Origin of the sequence: Gardnerella sp. DNF01144, from assembly GCF_049244245.1 — a bacterium.
In the GTDB taxonomy this organism is placed as follows: domain Bacteria; phylum Actinomycetota; class Actinomycetes; order Actinomycetales; family Bifidobacteriaceae; genus Bifidobacterium; species Bifidobacterium piotii.
In genome coordinates this window covers 1,308,850-1,323,423 of the sequence record NZ_CP058390.1, presented here as the reverse complement: position 1 = coordinate 1,323,423, position 14,574 = coordinate 1,308,850, and the positions used below count along the sequence as shown (strand labels likewise).

Genomic DNA, 14,574 nt, shown 5'->3' with positions numbered 1-14,574 from the left:
GCTAAACAATCGCTACAGCAGCTCAATCTTTGGATGCTCGGCTCTAAACTCGTTTGTGTGCGAATCGCTAGCATACCCAAGCGCAAATCCAGTTAAAAGCTCCATGTTTTCTGGAACATCAAACTCCGCGTCTAGCGGATCTCGCCAAGTTGCCAAAACGCCAAGCGGGCAAGAGTCAACGCCTAAATCTTTAGCAGCAAGAAACAGCGTTTGCAACATAAGGCCAGCATCCATTGCAGCAAACGGCATAAAGTCGCGTCTAGCTAAAACAAAACCAATAACAGGCGCTCCAAAAGCCTCGAAATTCCTGCGCGTATGGGCGTTCCTGGCTGCAAAATCGTGCCTTTCAATTCCTAAATGCGAATATAACGCTAGACCGAGTTTAGCGCTTCGCTGCTTTAAGTCGCTAGGATACGGCTTTGCAACAGGAACGTCGCCATTAGGCGCTGACTCTTGAGCAAACTGATCGCGCTCAGATTCACTCAAACTCTTATCTTTAGCTTTAAGCATTGCATTGCACTTATCTAAATAAGCTTTTACAATGTTGTCTTTTTTGCCGCCTTGTGCAATCGCAAGCGCATAAGCCCTTGTGTTACTCCAGCTTGGCGCAAGCGAAGCGGTGTGCAATATTGACTCTAAAACGTTTTGCTCAATCGGCTTGTTTAAAAAGTCGCGTGCAGAAAACCGCTCCGATGCAAGTTGGCCAAAATCTTTGTAAGTCATGCTATCAGTTTACCAAAAACCGAATGGGTCAAAAATGCCGCCGTCGTCGGAATCGTCGTCTCCGCCTCTAGGAAGCTGATCCAAAGGATCGTCGTCATCCGAAGAATCACCGCCGTCACCCTTTTGGCTCTTATTCTGGGAAGAATCAGGCTTCTTGTTGCCGCGCTTTCTTAGCGAGCGAGGGTCTTGGCGAGTTGCACCATTAACCGCAGCTTCTTCTTGGTTAAACTTAACAGTTAAATTGACGGTTCCGTTTCCACGAACAACCGTTATTGTTGCTTTATCTCCCAAAGCGGTAGCGCGCACAAATCCAAGCAGCGAGTAGTTACTTGTAACCGACTTGCCATTAAACGCTACGATTGTATCTCCAGCACGCATTCCCGCCTTTGCAGCAGGAGCACCAGGCGTTACAGACGCCACTTGAGCGCCTCCGCGCGTAATGTTATTTTGCGTTACATTTACGCTTTTAACCATAATTCCAAGAGCAACGTGCTTTACGGAACCATGCTTAATGATCTCGTTTACTACGCGCTTAACAAGGTTAGATGGAATAGCAAAGCCGATTCCAATAGAACCTGCTGTGCCACCTCTTGCAGAAGTTGCTGCAATAGACGAGTTAATACCAATCACTTTCCCAGAAGCGTCGAAAGTTGGGCCGCCAGAATTACCTGGATTAATTGCGGCATCAATCTGTACAGCATTTGTAACGATTTCCGAACGACTTTGATCGTCCATAACAGAAACTGGGCGATTAAGCGCAGAAACAATGCCTGTTGTAGCAGTATCGTCGTATCCAAGCGGATTTCCGATTGCCATTATTGGCTGGCCAACTGCGAGCGCGTCCGAATCCGCAAAATCAACTGGCTTTATGCTGCTAGGCAAACCGTCTACTTTAAGCACAGCCAAATCTGTTGTTTTATCTGTTCCAACAAGCTTAGCCTTGTAAATCTGACCGCTAGAAAGCGTTACTTGAAGCTGTTGCATGCCAGCAATAACGTGGTTGTTTGTAACAACGTGACCCTGCTTGTCGATTATTGCGCCCGAGCCTTTGCTCATGTTTTTGCTGTTGCGCGCCTGAATAGACACAACGCCGCCAGAAACGTTTTTAGCAACCGAGCGCCAATCGGGAGACTGACCGCCTTTTACTACGGCTGTTCCTTTTGAAGGACTTTGCGCACCCACATCTGCAAGTGTTCCAGCGCCTGGAATAGGAATCAAGCCTTGAGTAAGAACAAACGCCATTACAACAACGCACACAATTGCAGAAATAATGGACGACACAATTGCCACCATTATTGTTGAGTTTTCTTTATATTCCGCCTTAAACCCGCGCTTTTTATAAACCACATTTGGAGTTTGGCTTTGCATTTGGCTTGACGCTTGATCTGGCACTTGATTTAGCACTTGATTTGGCGCTTCAGCAGGCTGACTTTCCGCGCTATTATCAGCGCTATTGTCATCGCTACTATCCGTGCTATTGTCATCGCTCAAATCGTAAGGATTGCCGAATCTAGTTCGCTTTTGCTCGCCATTTGCATTATATGGATCGCCATATGGCAAAAATGGGTTATCTAAACCGTTTCCGTATTCTGAATTTGCATAATCACGGCTATTTGCGCTATTCGCTACACTTGCACCATTCGCGCCAATTTGCTCTTGATTTTGCAACGATTCGCCAGAATGATTAGAATCACCGCTATTTTTATTTGCATCACCATTATTTGCATCACTCGCGTCTACAGGGCCATACGCTCCGTATTCTGGAGCTGGTCTATAAATCTGCTCTGACTCCACATGATTTTCCTGCGCGCTCGTTGGCTCCGATTGGCTTTGTGAAGCATTGCCATTATGCTCTTCACTAGAATCGTAGGCCTTAGAATCGTAAATATCGTCAGCCATTAATCCTCCTTAAATCTTTTACAAAGCATACTCTAATCTGATTACACAAATTCATACAAGCTAATATGCAATTAATGTGCAATTTTTACACAATTTTGCGTTTACAATACGAGTTAAACGTGCCGCTCTTAAAATTACCTGAATATTTAGTAGTATAAATGCCGTATAAATACCACATATAACCCATAAATTAGCTAACTATTTTTATAAAAATTATAAAAACACGTAAAATTTAACGAACGGCTGCTTGCGACTTTTCCGCGCGCAATGCCGCAACTTATGCGCGTATCGTCATGCCTTCTAATAGAGTAAAAGGTATGACTAATCTTATTGAACACCCACGCGGAGCAGAGCCTGGTAAGCCAGGAGATCGCAGCGAATTCTCGTTTACAACAAAAACACGTTTAGAAAATGCGGCAGACGGCAAGGGAAAAGACGGAGCCAGATACGGCCGCACTGGCGTGATTCGCACGCCTCATGGAGATATTTGCACGCCTGCGTTTGTGCCAGTTGCAACACAAGGCGCAATGAAGGCCGTGCTACCTGAATCAATCAAAGACTTGGGCGGCCAATGCATGCTTTCTAACGCATTCCACTTGTATGAGCGCCCTGGCGAAGACATTTTAGACGAAGCTGGCGGCCTTGCAAAGTTTATGAACTGGGATGGTCCAACTTTTACGGATTCCGGCGGATTCCAAGTGCTTTCGCTTGGAGCAGGATTCAAAAAGACGCTTGCAATGGACGTTACTGGCATGAAGTCCGACGACGTAATCGCAGCTGGCAAAGAGCGCATGGCATTCGTTGACGAAGATGGCGTTACTTTTAAGTCTCCTCTAAACGGCTCGATTCACCGATTCAGCGCAGAAATCTCAATGGGGATTCAGCACAAGCTTGGGGCGGATATTATGTTTGCTTTCGACGAGCTTACAACGCTTATGAACACTCGCCGCTACCAGGAGGAGTCTGTTGAGCGCACTTTCCGATGGGCTAAGCGTTGCGTTGAAGAACACAAGCGATTGACCGAGGCGCGATTAGGAAAGCCGTATCAGGCGTTGTATGGCGTTGTTCAGGGAGCGAATTACGAGGATTTGCGTAGGCGCGCGGCGCAGCAGATTGCTTCGCTCGACTTTGACGGCGTTGGAATTGGCGGAGCGATTGAAAAGCGCATTATTGGAGACACTTGCGCTTGGATTTGCGATGCTATGCCAGAAAATCGACCTCGCCACGTGCTTGGAATTGCTGCTGTTGACGACATTTTTGCTTGCGTAGAAAACGGCGGCGATACGTTTGATTGCGTTGCACCTGCGCGATGCGGCCGAAACGGCGCGATTTTTACTCGCCACGGACGATACAACGTAAAGCGCGCGGAATTTAAGCACGACCAGGGGCCACTTGAAGCTGGCTGCGATTGCTACACTTGCACGCATTATTCGCGCATGTATGTTAGCCATTTGCTGCGCGCTAAAGAGATGAACGGATACACGCTTGCTACAATTCACAACGAGCGATTCTTTGTTAAGCTTCTAGACGACATTCGCGCGTCGATTGACGGAGGATATTTTGAAGACTTCCGCGATGAATCGCTTGCGCACTACTACGAAAATGGATCGCGCGCGAATCGACTTGCATGAGCGCTTTGACTGAGCTTGAAATTGCATAACGCATTTCAAGCTCAGTCAAAGCGCAAACACACTAATGTCAATATTTGCTAAAAGCGCGCAAATATGGTAGCTTTGTGGTCTGTATGCGAACGTGGCGGAATGGTAGACGCGCTGTCTTCAGGTGGCAGTGAGTGTATACTCGTGCGGGTTCAAGTCCCGCCGTTCGCACTCTTTAAGAACGTTGATTTTTCAACGTTCTTTTTTATTTTGTGGCAACGACTGCAACATCATGTGCAACAATTGTGCATTTGCTTAAAAATGTGTGATAGACTGAATAGTGAACGTCATAAGACGTCATACGTGTTAAAACATTGGTGTTTTAATTTTTACGGTCATGGAGGACTAAAATGGAACGTCGTTCAACGAAGACGACGAGCCTTATTGAAGATATCGCGGATATCGAGGGTTCGACGCATACGCGATTCAATCATGCCGTAATAAAAATTACACCATCTAGTGAAATCAAAAAATATAGCGAAAACGCATCGAGCATCAATCGTAAAGATAAAAACGATGAAATAAATCAAAACGAGGGAATAATAAGGTTCAAATTTGTAGCAAATGCGGATTGCGATTTATTGCATATTAAGCCAGAGGAAAAGTCGGAAGCTTCCGCGCTACAAGAGCACACAACTCCAATAATAAAAATAAGTATTAAAGAAGATGCTCCACTACTTGTTGCGCAAAATCTTTTAGAAGATAGCGCCGACGCAAACGGTGCGAAAGAAATTGCGCTACACATGGAAGACGCGCTAGGCGCACGCGACGGGCGCGAACACGATTTTGCAATAACGTACGGAAGTTTTGGAAGCCGATTCTATTTAGACGGATACCAATGCTTTGCGAGCGCAACGAATCTTGGGCCGCAAAGAGTGAGCGAAAAAGCGGCCGAAGTGTGTGCAGCGCAGGCAGAATCTTCGCAAATCTACGACTTTTACTACTCAAACCACTTGCCAAATCCAGAAGAAATCGCAAATTCGGCCACACAGGCACAGCCAGACATATGGTTTGCAGGACCTACGATTTGTGCAAGAGACATAAAACGCGTATCTTGCAAGTCGAGCGGAACTTTGCACATTCAATTTAGATTGCGAGGCCCTGGCCAACACGGAGTGCTTTTTGCTGCTGGAACTGCTGGAACTGTTGGAACAAAAACTAATCTAGAATCTAGCGAAAAAATAAGCGTGTACGCAGGGCCAGAAGGCATAAAAATCACGCTAATCGACGACGAAACGTGTGTAAAAAGCGTAATCGAAGCAGCCGCAAGCGTTGACGACGGCGAATGGCACGACTTGATTATTCGCGCAAATCGCGGAGCAACCGACATTTACGTAGACGGATACAGCCAGTCGCACAACATAGGGCAATTCTGGTTTGCAAACATACCAGAATTAGACGCCGTAAGCATTGGCGAAGACTTGCGCGGAGTGCGATTAATGGGCGAAGCTAGAACAGGCGGAATCTACTTTAGCGCACTAACCGAAGGCCAAATCCAACGAATATCAAGAGTAAAGCCACTTGTAACAACTGCACTATTTGACACGGGATATGCGGTCTCTCGCAGCTACAGAATACCGTCGCTTGTAAAGACGCACATGGGAACGCTAATCGCAGGAGCAGACCAGCGAACCAGCGTTTCAAACGACGCTCCAAACCACATAAACTTTGTGATTCGCAGATCCGCGGACGGCGGCAAAACGTGGGAGCCTTTGCAAACCGTAATCAACATGCCTGGCAAAAACCTTGGAAAACTGGGCGCAAGCGCAATCGACTCCTGCCCTGTTTTAGACCCAGAAGGCAAAAGCGAAAGAATTAACGTATTAATCGACATTAATCCTGGCGGAATTGGGCTAACAAATTGCAAAACCGCTGTAGGCGTAGACGCGTGCGGAAGAATCAAGCTTATAGACCGCTTAGGCGGCAAGTACGCGGCGGCAATGGACGCAAGTGCGGCCGTAAAATTGCCATGCGATTCTAGCGAAAGGGAATGCGCAACAAAGTGGCTAGTTTTCCCAGACGGAAGCATAAAAAATTGCGATTTGAATGACGATTTGCACAATGACTTACGCAATAACTCGCACAGTAATCAAACTTGCGACTGTTCCACGTGGAACATATGGAAATCGCCAGAAATCGCAAGCGAAAGTCAGCCATTATTTGCCGAAAAAACGTGTTATATAGCGCAAATCTATTCAGACGACGACGGCAAAACATGGAGCGCACCACGCTTAATCGACCACATGGTTAAGGAGCCGTGGATGAGCTTTGCGGGAGTGTGCCCCGGGAACGGAATTGTTATTAGGCACAGCGAAAAACATTACGGCAGAATACTCGTGCCATTCTATTGCAGTGGCCAAAGCAAATCCCACTATTCTTCGGGAGCACTTATTTCGGACGACGACGGCAAAACGTGGAGCCGAGGCAAAATGATTAACGAAGGGCGATTAATCAACGGAAAAATCGTAGATCCTGTAACAATGCAAGACGACGATGCAACAAGCTCCGAAACCGTGTTTGTTGAACGCAAAAATGGCGATATTCTAGCATTCTTCCGCAATCAAAATCGCTCGGGATGTGTAGGCAAAGCCATTAGTCACGATTGTGGAGAAACGTGGAGCGAGCTGATTTTTGACACAAGCTTGCCCGAAATATTCAGCCAACCGAGCGCAACCTGCTTTAGCAATGAAAATGCAGAAAACGCAGAAACCGCCGACTGCATAGCATTTGCAAACGCAAGCCAAATGATGCCGTACCGCGGTCGCGGAGTTGTGCGATTTAGCTACGACGGCGGCAAAACGTGGGCAAAAAGCGTGTGCATAAACCCGTTCCATCACGTTTATCAATGCCTTAGCTCTAGCAATAAACGAACTTTGCAACTACTGTGGGAAAGAGAGACTACTGGAATTTATATAACAGCAATAGATTCCTCGCTTTGGCAGCAAGATAGTTTGCACGCAGGTTTCAAAAACAAAGTACACAAAAACAAAGTACACACAAACGAAAAAATGGAAGATACAAAAGAGAGAAGACTCAAGCGAACTGAAAGGAGCCAAAATGGAAGAGACATTTAGCAGCCGCGAAGACGATGAGATGACAACACTAGACCGCTTATCGTTATTGCAAGCAAGCTCTAACTCCGCTCCAATCGCAGCAAGAAAGCGCTGCGATGAAACAATGGACGCAATCAGATCGCTTATTTTAAGAGAACGCTTGCAACCAAAAGACATGCTGCCAACTGAGCCAATGCTATGCAATTTGATTGGCGCATCAAGATCATCGGTGCGCGAGGCGATTCGCAAGCTGGAAGCACTTAACATTGTGGAAGTTAAGCAAGGAAAAGGCATGTTTGTTGGCTCGCTATCTCTTGATCCAATGGTGGAAACACTCGCTTTTCGCTCCTTAATCTCCATTAATAAGAATTTTGAAGACTTGAATAACGTTGTAGAAATGCGAAAATTCCTAGACCTTGGATGCGCGGATAAGGTGGTTGAGTCACTTAAAGGAACGCAGCATCCAGAGCTGGAAGCGCTTTCGGAAATAATGACTAAAGAAGCGCATGCTGGAAAAACGTTCTTGGAACAAGACATTGCTTTCCACACAGGCATTTTGCGCGCGGTAAACAATACGATTGCAGAGCAATTCGTGCGATGCTTGTGGCTTGTACATATGGCTGTTTTGCCACAATTGGGGCTGGAAGTTTCGGACGAACTTGAAAAAACCGCTAGAGCGCACGAACTTATGCTAAAAACGGCTATTGCGGGAGACGCAGACGGATATAGGCAAGCTGTAAATGACCATTACGAGCCTATTCAGTCGATTTTGCTCAATAGATTGCAAAAGCACTAAATAAATGGAAGAACCGCTCACTTAACGAGAGCGGTTCTTTCATCTTCAATGGTGATGCCTGAGTACTACAGCATCACGATTAATCGCAACGATACGATTTACGTTACGAAATTTTATGGCCGTCGCACCAAACGTGCTCAACTGCCAAAGTTCCTGGATTAAGCAAAAGCAAATCGGCTGCGTACCCCTTTTCAACTAAGCCTAAAGGAGCACTAGTTACAGCATTCGGCTTATCTACTCCAAGCGCGCGAGCAGGAACAATAGTCGCAGCAGCAATCGCCTCTGGCAATCCGATTCCAAGCTCTTTAACAGCGCGCTTAATAGCAACTTCTAGAATCAAAGTAGAGCCCGCAATAGCGCCATTAGAAACAAGCCTTGCATGGCCGCCCGTAACAGTAACGTCTAAAGCGCCAAGCTTATAAGCGCCATCTGCGCACCCCGTTGCAGCCATAGCATCCGTTACAAACGCAATCCTTCCAACCGCTGCCTTAAACGCCATTCGCAAAACGGGGTTTTCAACGTGGAAACCGTCGTTAATTAGCTCAATCGTTACGCGCGAATCCTCCAAGGCTGCAGGGATTGGACCTGGCTTGCGGTGATGAATGCCGTTCATAGCGTTAAACATGTGAGTCATAAGCGTAGAGCCAGCGTTAAAAGCCGCGCGCGCTGTTTTATAATCCGCGTCGCAATGCCCAACTGCTGGGATCACGCCAGCTTCTACAAAACGCTTAATCGCCTCCATGCCGTGTTCTCGCTCTGGAGCCAAAGTAATCTGGCGCAAAGTGCCATCCGCCGCCTCAAGCAACGCCTCAACGCGCTCGGGAGTAGGGTCCACTAGGCAATTAGGATCGTGCGCTCCTTTTCTAGAAAGCGCCAAGAACGGCCCCTCTAAGTGAGATCCAAGCACATCTGGTCGCGTTTGCATAACGCGCTTAACAGTACGCAAATTCTCTTGCATTACGTCAAGAGGGTTTGTAATCAAGCTAAGAACTTGCCTAGTTGTTCCATGAAGCATGTGATACGCGCGCGCAATGGCAATCCCTTCGGCACCGTCGTCAAACGAATGCTCCCATGCTCCGTGAGCGTGCAAATCAATGTAGCCTGGCGCAGCAAAACAGCCACGCCCGTCTACAACGCTTAAGTCAGATGCGCGCAATCCGCAAGCATTAATCGCAAGCGCAAGGTCTTCGTCTAAAATGCCAGTTTCTAGAATCACGCCATCTTTAACCAAAATCCAAGCGTTAGGAACAATTCCGCGCGCGTCTACAACACTCACGTTGCGCACTACAAAATTGCGCCCCTCACTTGATTTTAGTGAATCATCAATCTTCTTTACGGCGTCTAAATATGCATTTTTTGACATTTCACTCACCTGCGATTGTGCTTTTGAAGTTTGTGCTTTTGAATACGTTACTTAATTTTAGACTTGAGTATCAGATTCCTTGCCAAGATGGCTTATTTGCATACACCCAACGATAGTAGTCTGCCAACTTAAGCTTGCTTGCTGCGTCTTCGTCTACAATCACAGTTGCGTGCGGGTGCATTTGAAGCGCGGAAGCTGGGCATAGCGAGCTTACTCCGCCTTCTAGCGTTGCTGCCACTGCGTCTGCCTTATTTGAGCCAAACGCAAGAAGAACAAGATGCTTAGCGCGCAAAATCGTTCCAATTCCTTGCGTTATGCAATGAGTTGGAACTTGGTTAATATCTCCGTCGAAGAATCTGCGATTATCTACGCGAGTCTGCTCGGTTAGTGTTTTAACGCGCGTACCAGACGCAAGCGAAGAGCCTGGCTCATTGAATCCAACGTGGCCATCGGAGCCAATTCCCAAAATTTGCACGTCGATTCCGCCAGAGGCCGCAATAGCAGCATCGTAGTCGGCTCCAGCGTGCGCAATCTTGCTGCCCTCGCTTAATGGCGCTCCGTTAAGAACATCTCCTGGAACGTGCACTAAATCTGGGTTTAGGCCGATTAAGTCTGTTACAGTTCTGCGGATTGTGCTGTGGTAGGACTGCTCGTGCTCTAATGGCAATCCAATGTATTCGTCAAGCGCAAATCCGCGCACGCGACTTACGTCAACATTATTTTCTTTAACAAGCTTTGCAAGATGCTCGTAGGCCTTTAATGGGCTAGATCCCGTAGCTAAGCCAAGTACTGCATCTGGCTTGCGACTAATCAAATCTACAACTGCTTTTGCGTAGAGCTCGCCAGCTTCATCTTGATCTTTTACAATAATAACTTCTGCCATCTTTGCTTCTCCTTTAAAGCTTTAATTAGCATAATTAGCAATTTTTAAGCAACATTAATCAGTAATTGTAAGCATTTATTAGCAATTATTAGCATTGCGGCATACGAATTAACGCACACCGCAACGCTATTTACTTACTATGCACCATCGGTAAAAGGCTATTAGATTATTTGATTTTTTACTTAAGACACACGCTTAAGACGTTACTTTGTGGAATCGCTCACTTCTTGCGGAGTCTTTGCCAAAGTCAAGCCAACTTCCTTAAGAACGCCAGCAACGGCTTCAACGTTTTCTCCCTTAAGTGGGCAAACTGGATCTGGCATCTGATTTGTGTCAAACACGCCAAGCAACGCCATTGCGGTCTTAAACGCTCCAACGCCAGCGCCAAAGCCTGCCACGCCGCTAGGAACAGTAACGATTCGCATCAAAGCAGCAAGCCAATCCTGCTCCTTCTTAACCGTTGCCCAATCGCCAGCCTGAGCAGCCTTCCACATGCGCACGTAGCCAGTGGCCTCAACGTTTGCAAGTCCTGGAACAGAACCGTCTGCGCCAGCCATGTATGCGCCGTCAACAACAACCTCTTGACCCGTAAGCAAAGTCAATGGGTGACCAGCCTTATTGTTGTCGTCTACAAGGAACCTGAACGACACGTCGTCGTTGGAAGAATCCTTAACGCCTGCAAGAACGCCATCTTTACCAAGCTTTACAAGCAAACCGCCTGGAAGCTTTGTGTGCACGCAAACTGGAATATCGTAAGCAAACAGTGGCAAATCTGGAACAGCTTCGTGAATAAGACGGAAGTGGCGCTCAACTTCTGCCATGCCGCCAAGTGCGTAGAATGGCGCTGTTGCAACAATCGCAGAAGCCCCAAGCTCCTTAGCTTCCTTTGCATGCTCAATAACGCGGTTTGTTTCCGTATCGATGCACCCAACCAACACTGGCACGCGGCCGTCAACAATGCGCATTACGGTTTCAATGATTTCGCGACGGCGCTTATCTGTGCTAAACGCAACTTCGCCAGAAGATCCAAGCGTAAATAGGCCGTCTACGCCTGCCTCAATCATTCGGTTAAGAGAGCGCTCAAAGCTAACAACGTCTACTTCGCCGTCTGCCGTTAATGGCGTAACTACTGGTGGAATAACGCCGTGGAATTTTTCTGTCATGATTAAACTTCTTTCGTATTTTTATGACTATTTATGACTTATGATTTTAGATTTTGCAATTAATGGGCGGCCTGCATGGATTTACTGCAAGGTCTTAACAGACCGCCCGCGCATTCAAGCTAGCGACTAACGACTAGCGACTAACGCTTGCCGCTTACTTGCACTCTTCTTCCGTTGGATGCAACAGCGAAGGTGCCGCGCCCATCAAAATCTTTGTGTACTCATCTTGCGGATTGTTAATCACTTGGTGAGTTTCGCCGCGCTCAACAATCGTTCCGTGATTCATAACAACAACTTCGTCAGAAATGTATCGGATTGTTTGAATATCGTGGCTAATAAACACCATGGAAAGATTCAGCTTCTTCTTTAAGTCGGAAAGAAGATTCAAAATCTGAGCACGCACAGAAACATCCAAAGCGGAAGTTGGCTCATCTGCGATGATTGCATCTGGGTTAAGCGAAAGAGCACGAGCAATTGCCACGCGCTGACGCTGACCACCAGAAAGCTGACCTGGTAAAGCACCAAGAACAGAATGAGGCAAACCAACCATTCGGATTAGCTCCTTGGCTCTAGCATCGCGCTCAGCCTTGCTTCCAATCTTGTGCACAACAAGCGGATCAATCAACTGGTCAATCACACTCATGCGCGCATTCAAAGCCATTGCTGGATCCTGGAACACAACGGAAACCACGCGTCCAATATCCATGCGCTCTTTTGCAGTTCTATGCGTAACGTCTTGACCTTTGAACAAAACCTTGCCGCTTGTTACTTGCTGGAGTCCGCACATAATGTTTGCAGTAGTAGACTTTCCGCAACCAGATTCGCCAACAATACCAATCGTCTTACCTGGCATAAGCTTAAGATTCACCTTGTTTACGGCCGTAATCTTGTTCTTATGGAATAAGCCAGATCCTGCTCGAGTAGTGAACACCACTTCGGCGTCGCGCAGCTCGATGATTGGAACATCGCCATTTTCGCTTTGAGTTTTGTTTGTTTCGTTAACATTCATGTTCATCGCACATCTCCTTTATCGGAGTTGGTCAAAATTGCGGAAGGCACATCCGATTCTGGCTCTGGAGGCGCAGCGTAGAAGTGCCACGTTCCTGGAATGCGCTTCATTACTGGGCGCACGTCAAGTCCTTGATCTGGATGAGAAGAACGCGGAGCGAATCGATCTCCCTTAGGGAAGTCGGATGGGCTTGGAACCGTTCCTGGAACCTGGTGCAATCTTGGAGCACCAGCCTCAATGGAAGTTACGGAGCCAAGCAAGCCGCGCGTGTACTCATGATGCGGATCGGTGAGGATTTCCTTAGTGGAGCCTTGCTCAACAACCTGGCCTGCGTACATTACGGTAATCGAGTGCGCAACCTTAGCAACAAGAGCCAAATCGTGGCTTACAAACACCATTGCGAATCCAAGCTTTTCGCGCAATTCGTTAAGAAGGTCAATTACCTGCTTTTGAACAGTAACGTCCAAAGCGGTTGTTGGCTCATCTGCGATTATCAACTTTGGATCTCGCGTAAGTGCCATTGCAATTAACACGCGCTGACGCTGACCGCCAGAAAGCTCGTGTGGGTAGGATTCAAGCGTACGCTTTGGATCCAAGCCTACAAGCTCCAACAACTCTTCGGCGCTACGAGTGCCACCTCTAGAAGTTAGCTGCTTCATTTGCGCTTTAATAAGCATTGATGGGTTTAAGGAAGACAACGCGTCTTGGTAAACCATTGCAATCTCGTGGCCACGCAAAGCATTGTGCTCCTTTGGGCTAAGCTTTACAAGATCCTTGCCATTAAACAGGATTTGTCCGCTAATCTTAGCTTTTGGATCAAGCAAGCCCATAATCGCAAGCGAAGTGATTGACTTACCGCAACCAGATTCACCAACCAAGCCCATTGTTTCGCCTGGACGAACAGAGAAGCTCAAGTGGTCTACAACATTTACGCTGCCGTAGCGTGGGAACTGAATGCACAAGTCTTTAACCTCAATAACTGGAGGCTCCGTAGACGTTGGCTGCAAGCGATCCGTGCGCTTTAACTCTGCCTCGCGAAGCTTTGCCAAAGACTCAACCAAAGCGTCGTGCTGCTCCTTGTAAGCTGCAACTGGGTCGGTAAGAATCCTGTCTTCCTTGCGAGCAGCATCCGCATCTGCAGCACTCTTAGCTACTGGAGCGGTTGGAGCTGCAACCATTGCATCCGTAATGCCCTCAGAAAGAATGTTAAGGCACAAAACGGTAATCATGATTGCTAAGCCTGGGAACAATGCCTGCCACCAGTATCCAAAGATAACGCCCGCTTTAGCAGAAGACAAAATGTTGCCCCATGTTGGAGTTGGCTCTGGAATACCAGCGTTGATAAAGCTAAGAGAAGCCTCGAACACGATTGCGTCTGCAACAGAAAGCGTTGTGAACACCATAACTGGAGCTGCAATATTACGCGTTACGTGCTTGAGCAAAATCCAAGGTGCGCGAGCGCCAGAAACGATTACTGCACGCACGTAGTCTTTTCCATATTCGCTTATTATATTTGCTCGCACAATTCTTGCGATTTGTGGAACGTAAAGCACGCCAATGGAAATGATGATACCAATCATGGATTGTCCAAGAATTGCAAGGCACACAGCTGCTAATGCGATTCCTGGGATAGACATTACTATATCAATCAATCGCATTATAAGCTCAGATATCCAAGTGCGGCTCACAGCTGCGATTGCGCCGATTATTGCGCCCATCACCAACGCAAAGAGCACAGACGACAAGCCGATTACCAACGAGTAGCGAGCGCCGTACATAACGCGCGAGAACACGTCTCTACCAAGGTTATCGGTGCCAAACCAGTGCGCTCCTGTTGGCGGCTGATAGTTTTGCGTAATCTTTACTGGGTCGCATGGCGCTAGGAATCGCGCGAATACTGCGCAGAACGCCAATATTGCAATCACAATAAGCGAGATTTTAGAGCCTAAGCTCATGCTTTTAAATCTGTTAAATTTGATGCCTGGTTTTGATGCGGCATCTACTACCTGACTTTTTCCAAATAGCAT

The 14,574-nt window shown here is 47.2% G+C and carries 10 protein-coding genes and 1 tRNA gene; 4 read left to right on the top strand and 7 right to left on the bottom strand.

Annotation, left to right across the window (positions count from 1 at the left end; genetic code table 11):
• Positions 1-12: 12 nt before the first annotated feature.
• On the bottom strand, positions 13-723 hold the full coding sequence (locus HXT36_RS05485) for a nitroreductase family protein (protein ID WP_410294455.1): 711 nt from the start codon (positions 721-723) through the stop codon (positions 13-15).
• A 9-nt stretch (positions 724-732) separates the two neighbouring features.
• Positions 733-2,622 carry a S1C family serine protease gene (locus HXT36_RS05480; protein ID WP_421778718.1) on the bottom strand — a complete coding sequence of 630 codons (1,890 nt, stop codon included), beginning with the start codon at positions 2,620-2,622 and terminating at the stop codon, positions 733-735.
• Between the two features lie 293 nt (positions 2,623-2,915).
• Between HXT36_RS05480 and tgt the strand changes: the two genes are divergently transcribed.
• The 4 genes from tgt (at position 2,916) to HXT36_RS05460 (ending at position 8,129) form a co-directional block, all read left to right on the top strand.
• Positions 2,916-4,253 (top strand): tRNA guanosine(34) transglycosylase Tgt, encoded by a 1,338-nt coding sequence (tgt, locus tag HXT36_RS05475; RefSeq protein WP_421778717.1) that lies wholly within the window; start codon positions 2,916-2,918, stop codon positions 4,251-4,253.
• 115 nt (positions 4,254-4,368) lie between these two features.
• A tRNA-Leu gene (locus HXT36_RS05470) sits at positions 4,369-4,451 on the top strand.
• Positions 4,452-4,630: 179 nt separating this feature from the next.
• Positions 4,631-7,354 (top strand): sialidase family protein, encoded by a 2,724-nt coding sequence (locus tag HXT36_RS05465; protein ID WP_421778716.1) that lies wholly within the window; start codon positions 4,631-4,633, stop codon positions 7,352-7,354.
• A complete protein-coding gene (locus tag HXT36_RS05460; RefSeq protein WP_016636256.1) occupies positions 7,338-8,129 on the top strand; it encodes a FadR/GntR family transcriptional regulator in 792 nt (263 codons plus the stop codon). Before HXT36_RS05465 ends, HXT36_RS05460 begins: the two co-directional genes overlap by 17 nt.
• 103 nt (positions 8,130-8,232) lie before the next feature.
• On the opposite strand, the gene nagA is transcribed toward HXT36_RS05460, so the two are convergent.
• The 5 genes from nagA to HXT36_RS05435 all read right to left on the bottom strand — a co-directional run bounded on the left by nagA (position 8,233) and on the right by HXT36_RS05435 (position 14,574).
• Positions 8,233-9,492 carry an N-acetylglucosamine-6-phosphate deacetylase gene (gene nagA / locus HXT36_RS05455; RefSeq protein ID WP_421778715.1) on the bottom strand — a complete coding sequence of 420 codons (1,260 nt, stop codon included), beginning with the start codon at positions 9,490-9,492 and terminating at the stop codon, positions 8,233-8,235.
• A 70-nt stretch (positions 9,493-9,562) separates the two neighbouring features.
• Positions 9,563-10,375, bottom strand: a complete 813-nt coding sequence (nagB, locus tag HXT36_RS05450) for a glucosamine-6-phosphate deaminase (protein WP_060785751.1) — start codon at positions 10,373-10,375, stop codon at positions 9,563-9,565.
• Between the two features lie 203 nt (positions 10,376-10,578).
• Positions 10,579-11,538, bottom strand: coding sequence for a dihydrodipicolinate synthase family protein (locus HXT36_RS05445; protein WP_421778714.1), 960 nt, complete (start codon positions 11,536-11,538; stop codon positions 10,579-10,581).
• A 154-nt stretch (positions 11,539-11,692) separates the two neighbouring features.
• Positions 11,693-12,553, bottom strand: a complete 861-nt coding sequence (locus HXT36_RS05440) for an ABC transporter ATP-binding protein (RefSeq protein ID WP_004116524.1) — start codon at positions 12,551-12,553, stop codon at positions 11,693-11,695.
• Positions 12,550-14,574, bottom strand: a complete 2,025-nt coding sequence (locus tag HXT36_RS05435; RefSeq protein ID WP_004131264.1) for a dipeptide/oligopeptide/nickel ABC transporter permease/ATP-binding protein — start codon at positions 14,572-14,574, stop codon at positions 12,550-12,552. Before HXT36_RS05435 ends, HXT36_RS05440 begins: the two co-directional genes overlap by 4 nt.

Coding starts and splice junctions, on each gene's coding strand:
- HXT36_RS05485 (WP_410294455.1), bottom strand. CDS start 723: ATGACTTACAAAGATTTTGGCCAACTTGCATCGGAGCGGTTTTCTGCA.
- HXT36_RS05480 (WP_421778718.1), bottom strand. CDS start 2,622: ATGGCTGACGATATTTACGATTCTAAGGCCTACGATTCTAGTGAAGAG.
- tgt (WP_421778717.1), top strand. CDS start 2,916: ATGCCTTCTAATAGAGTAAAAGGTATGACTAATCTTATTGAACACCCA.
- HXT36_RS05465 (WP_421778716.1), top strand. CDS start 4,631: ATGGAACGTCGTTCAACGAAGACGACGAGCCTTATTGAAGATATCGCG.
- HXT36_RS05460 (WP_016636256.1), top strand. CDS start 7,338: ATGGAAGAGACATTTAGCAGCCGCGAAGACGATGAGATGACAACACTA.
- nagA (WP_421778715.1), bottom strand. CDS start 9,492: ATGTCAAAAAATGCATATTTAGACGCCGTAAAGAAGATTGATGATTCA.
- nagB (WP_060785751.1), bottom strand. CDS start 10,375: ATGGCAGAAGTTATTATTGTAAAAGATCAAGATGAAGCTGGCGAGCTC.
- HXT36_RS05445 (WP_421778714.1), bottom strand. CDS start 11,538: ATGACAGAAAAATTCCACGGCGTTATTCCACCAGTAGTTACGCCATTA.
- HXT36_RS05440 (WP_004116524.1), bottom strand. CDS start 12,553: ATGAACATGAATGTTAACGAAACAAACAAAACTCAAAGCGAAAATGGC.
- HXT36_RS05435 (WP_004131264.1), bottom strand. CDS start 14,574: ATGCTATTTGGAAAAAGTCAGGTAGTAGATGCCGCATCAAAACCAGGC.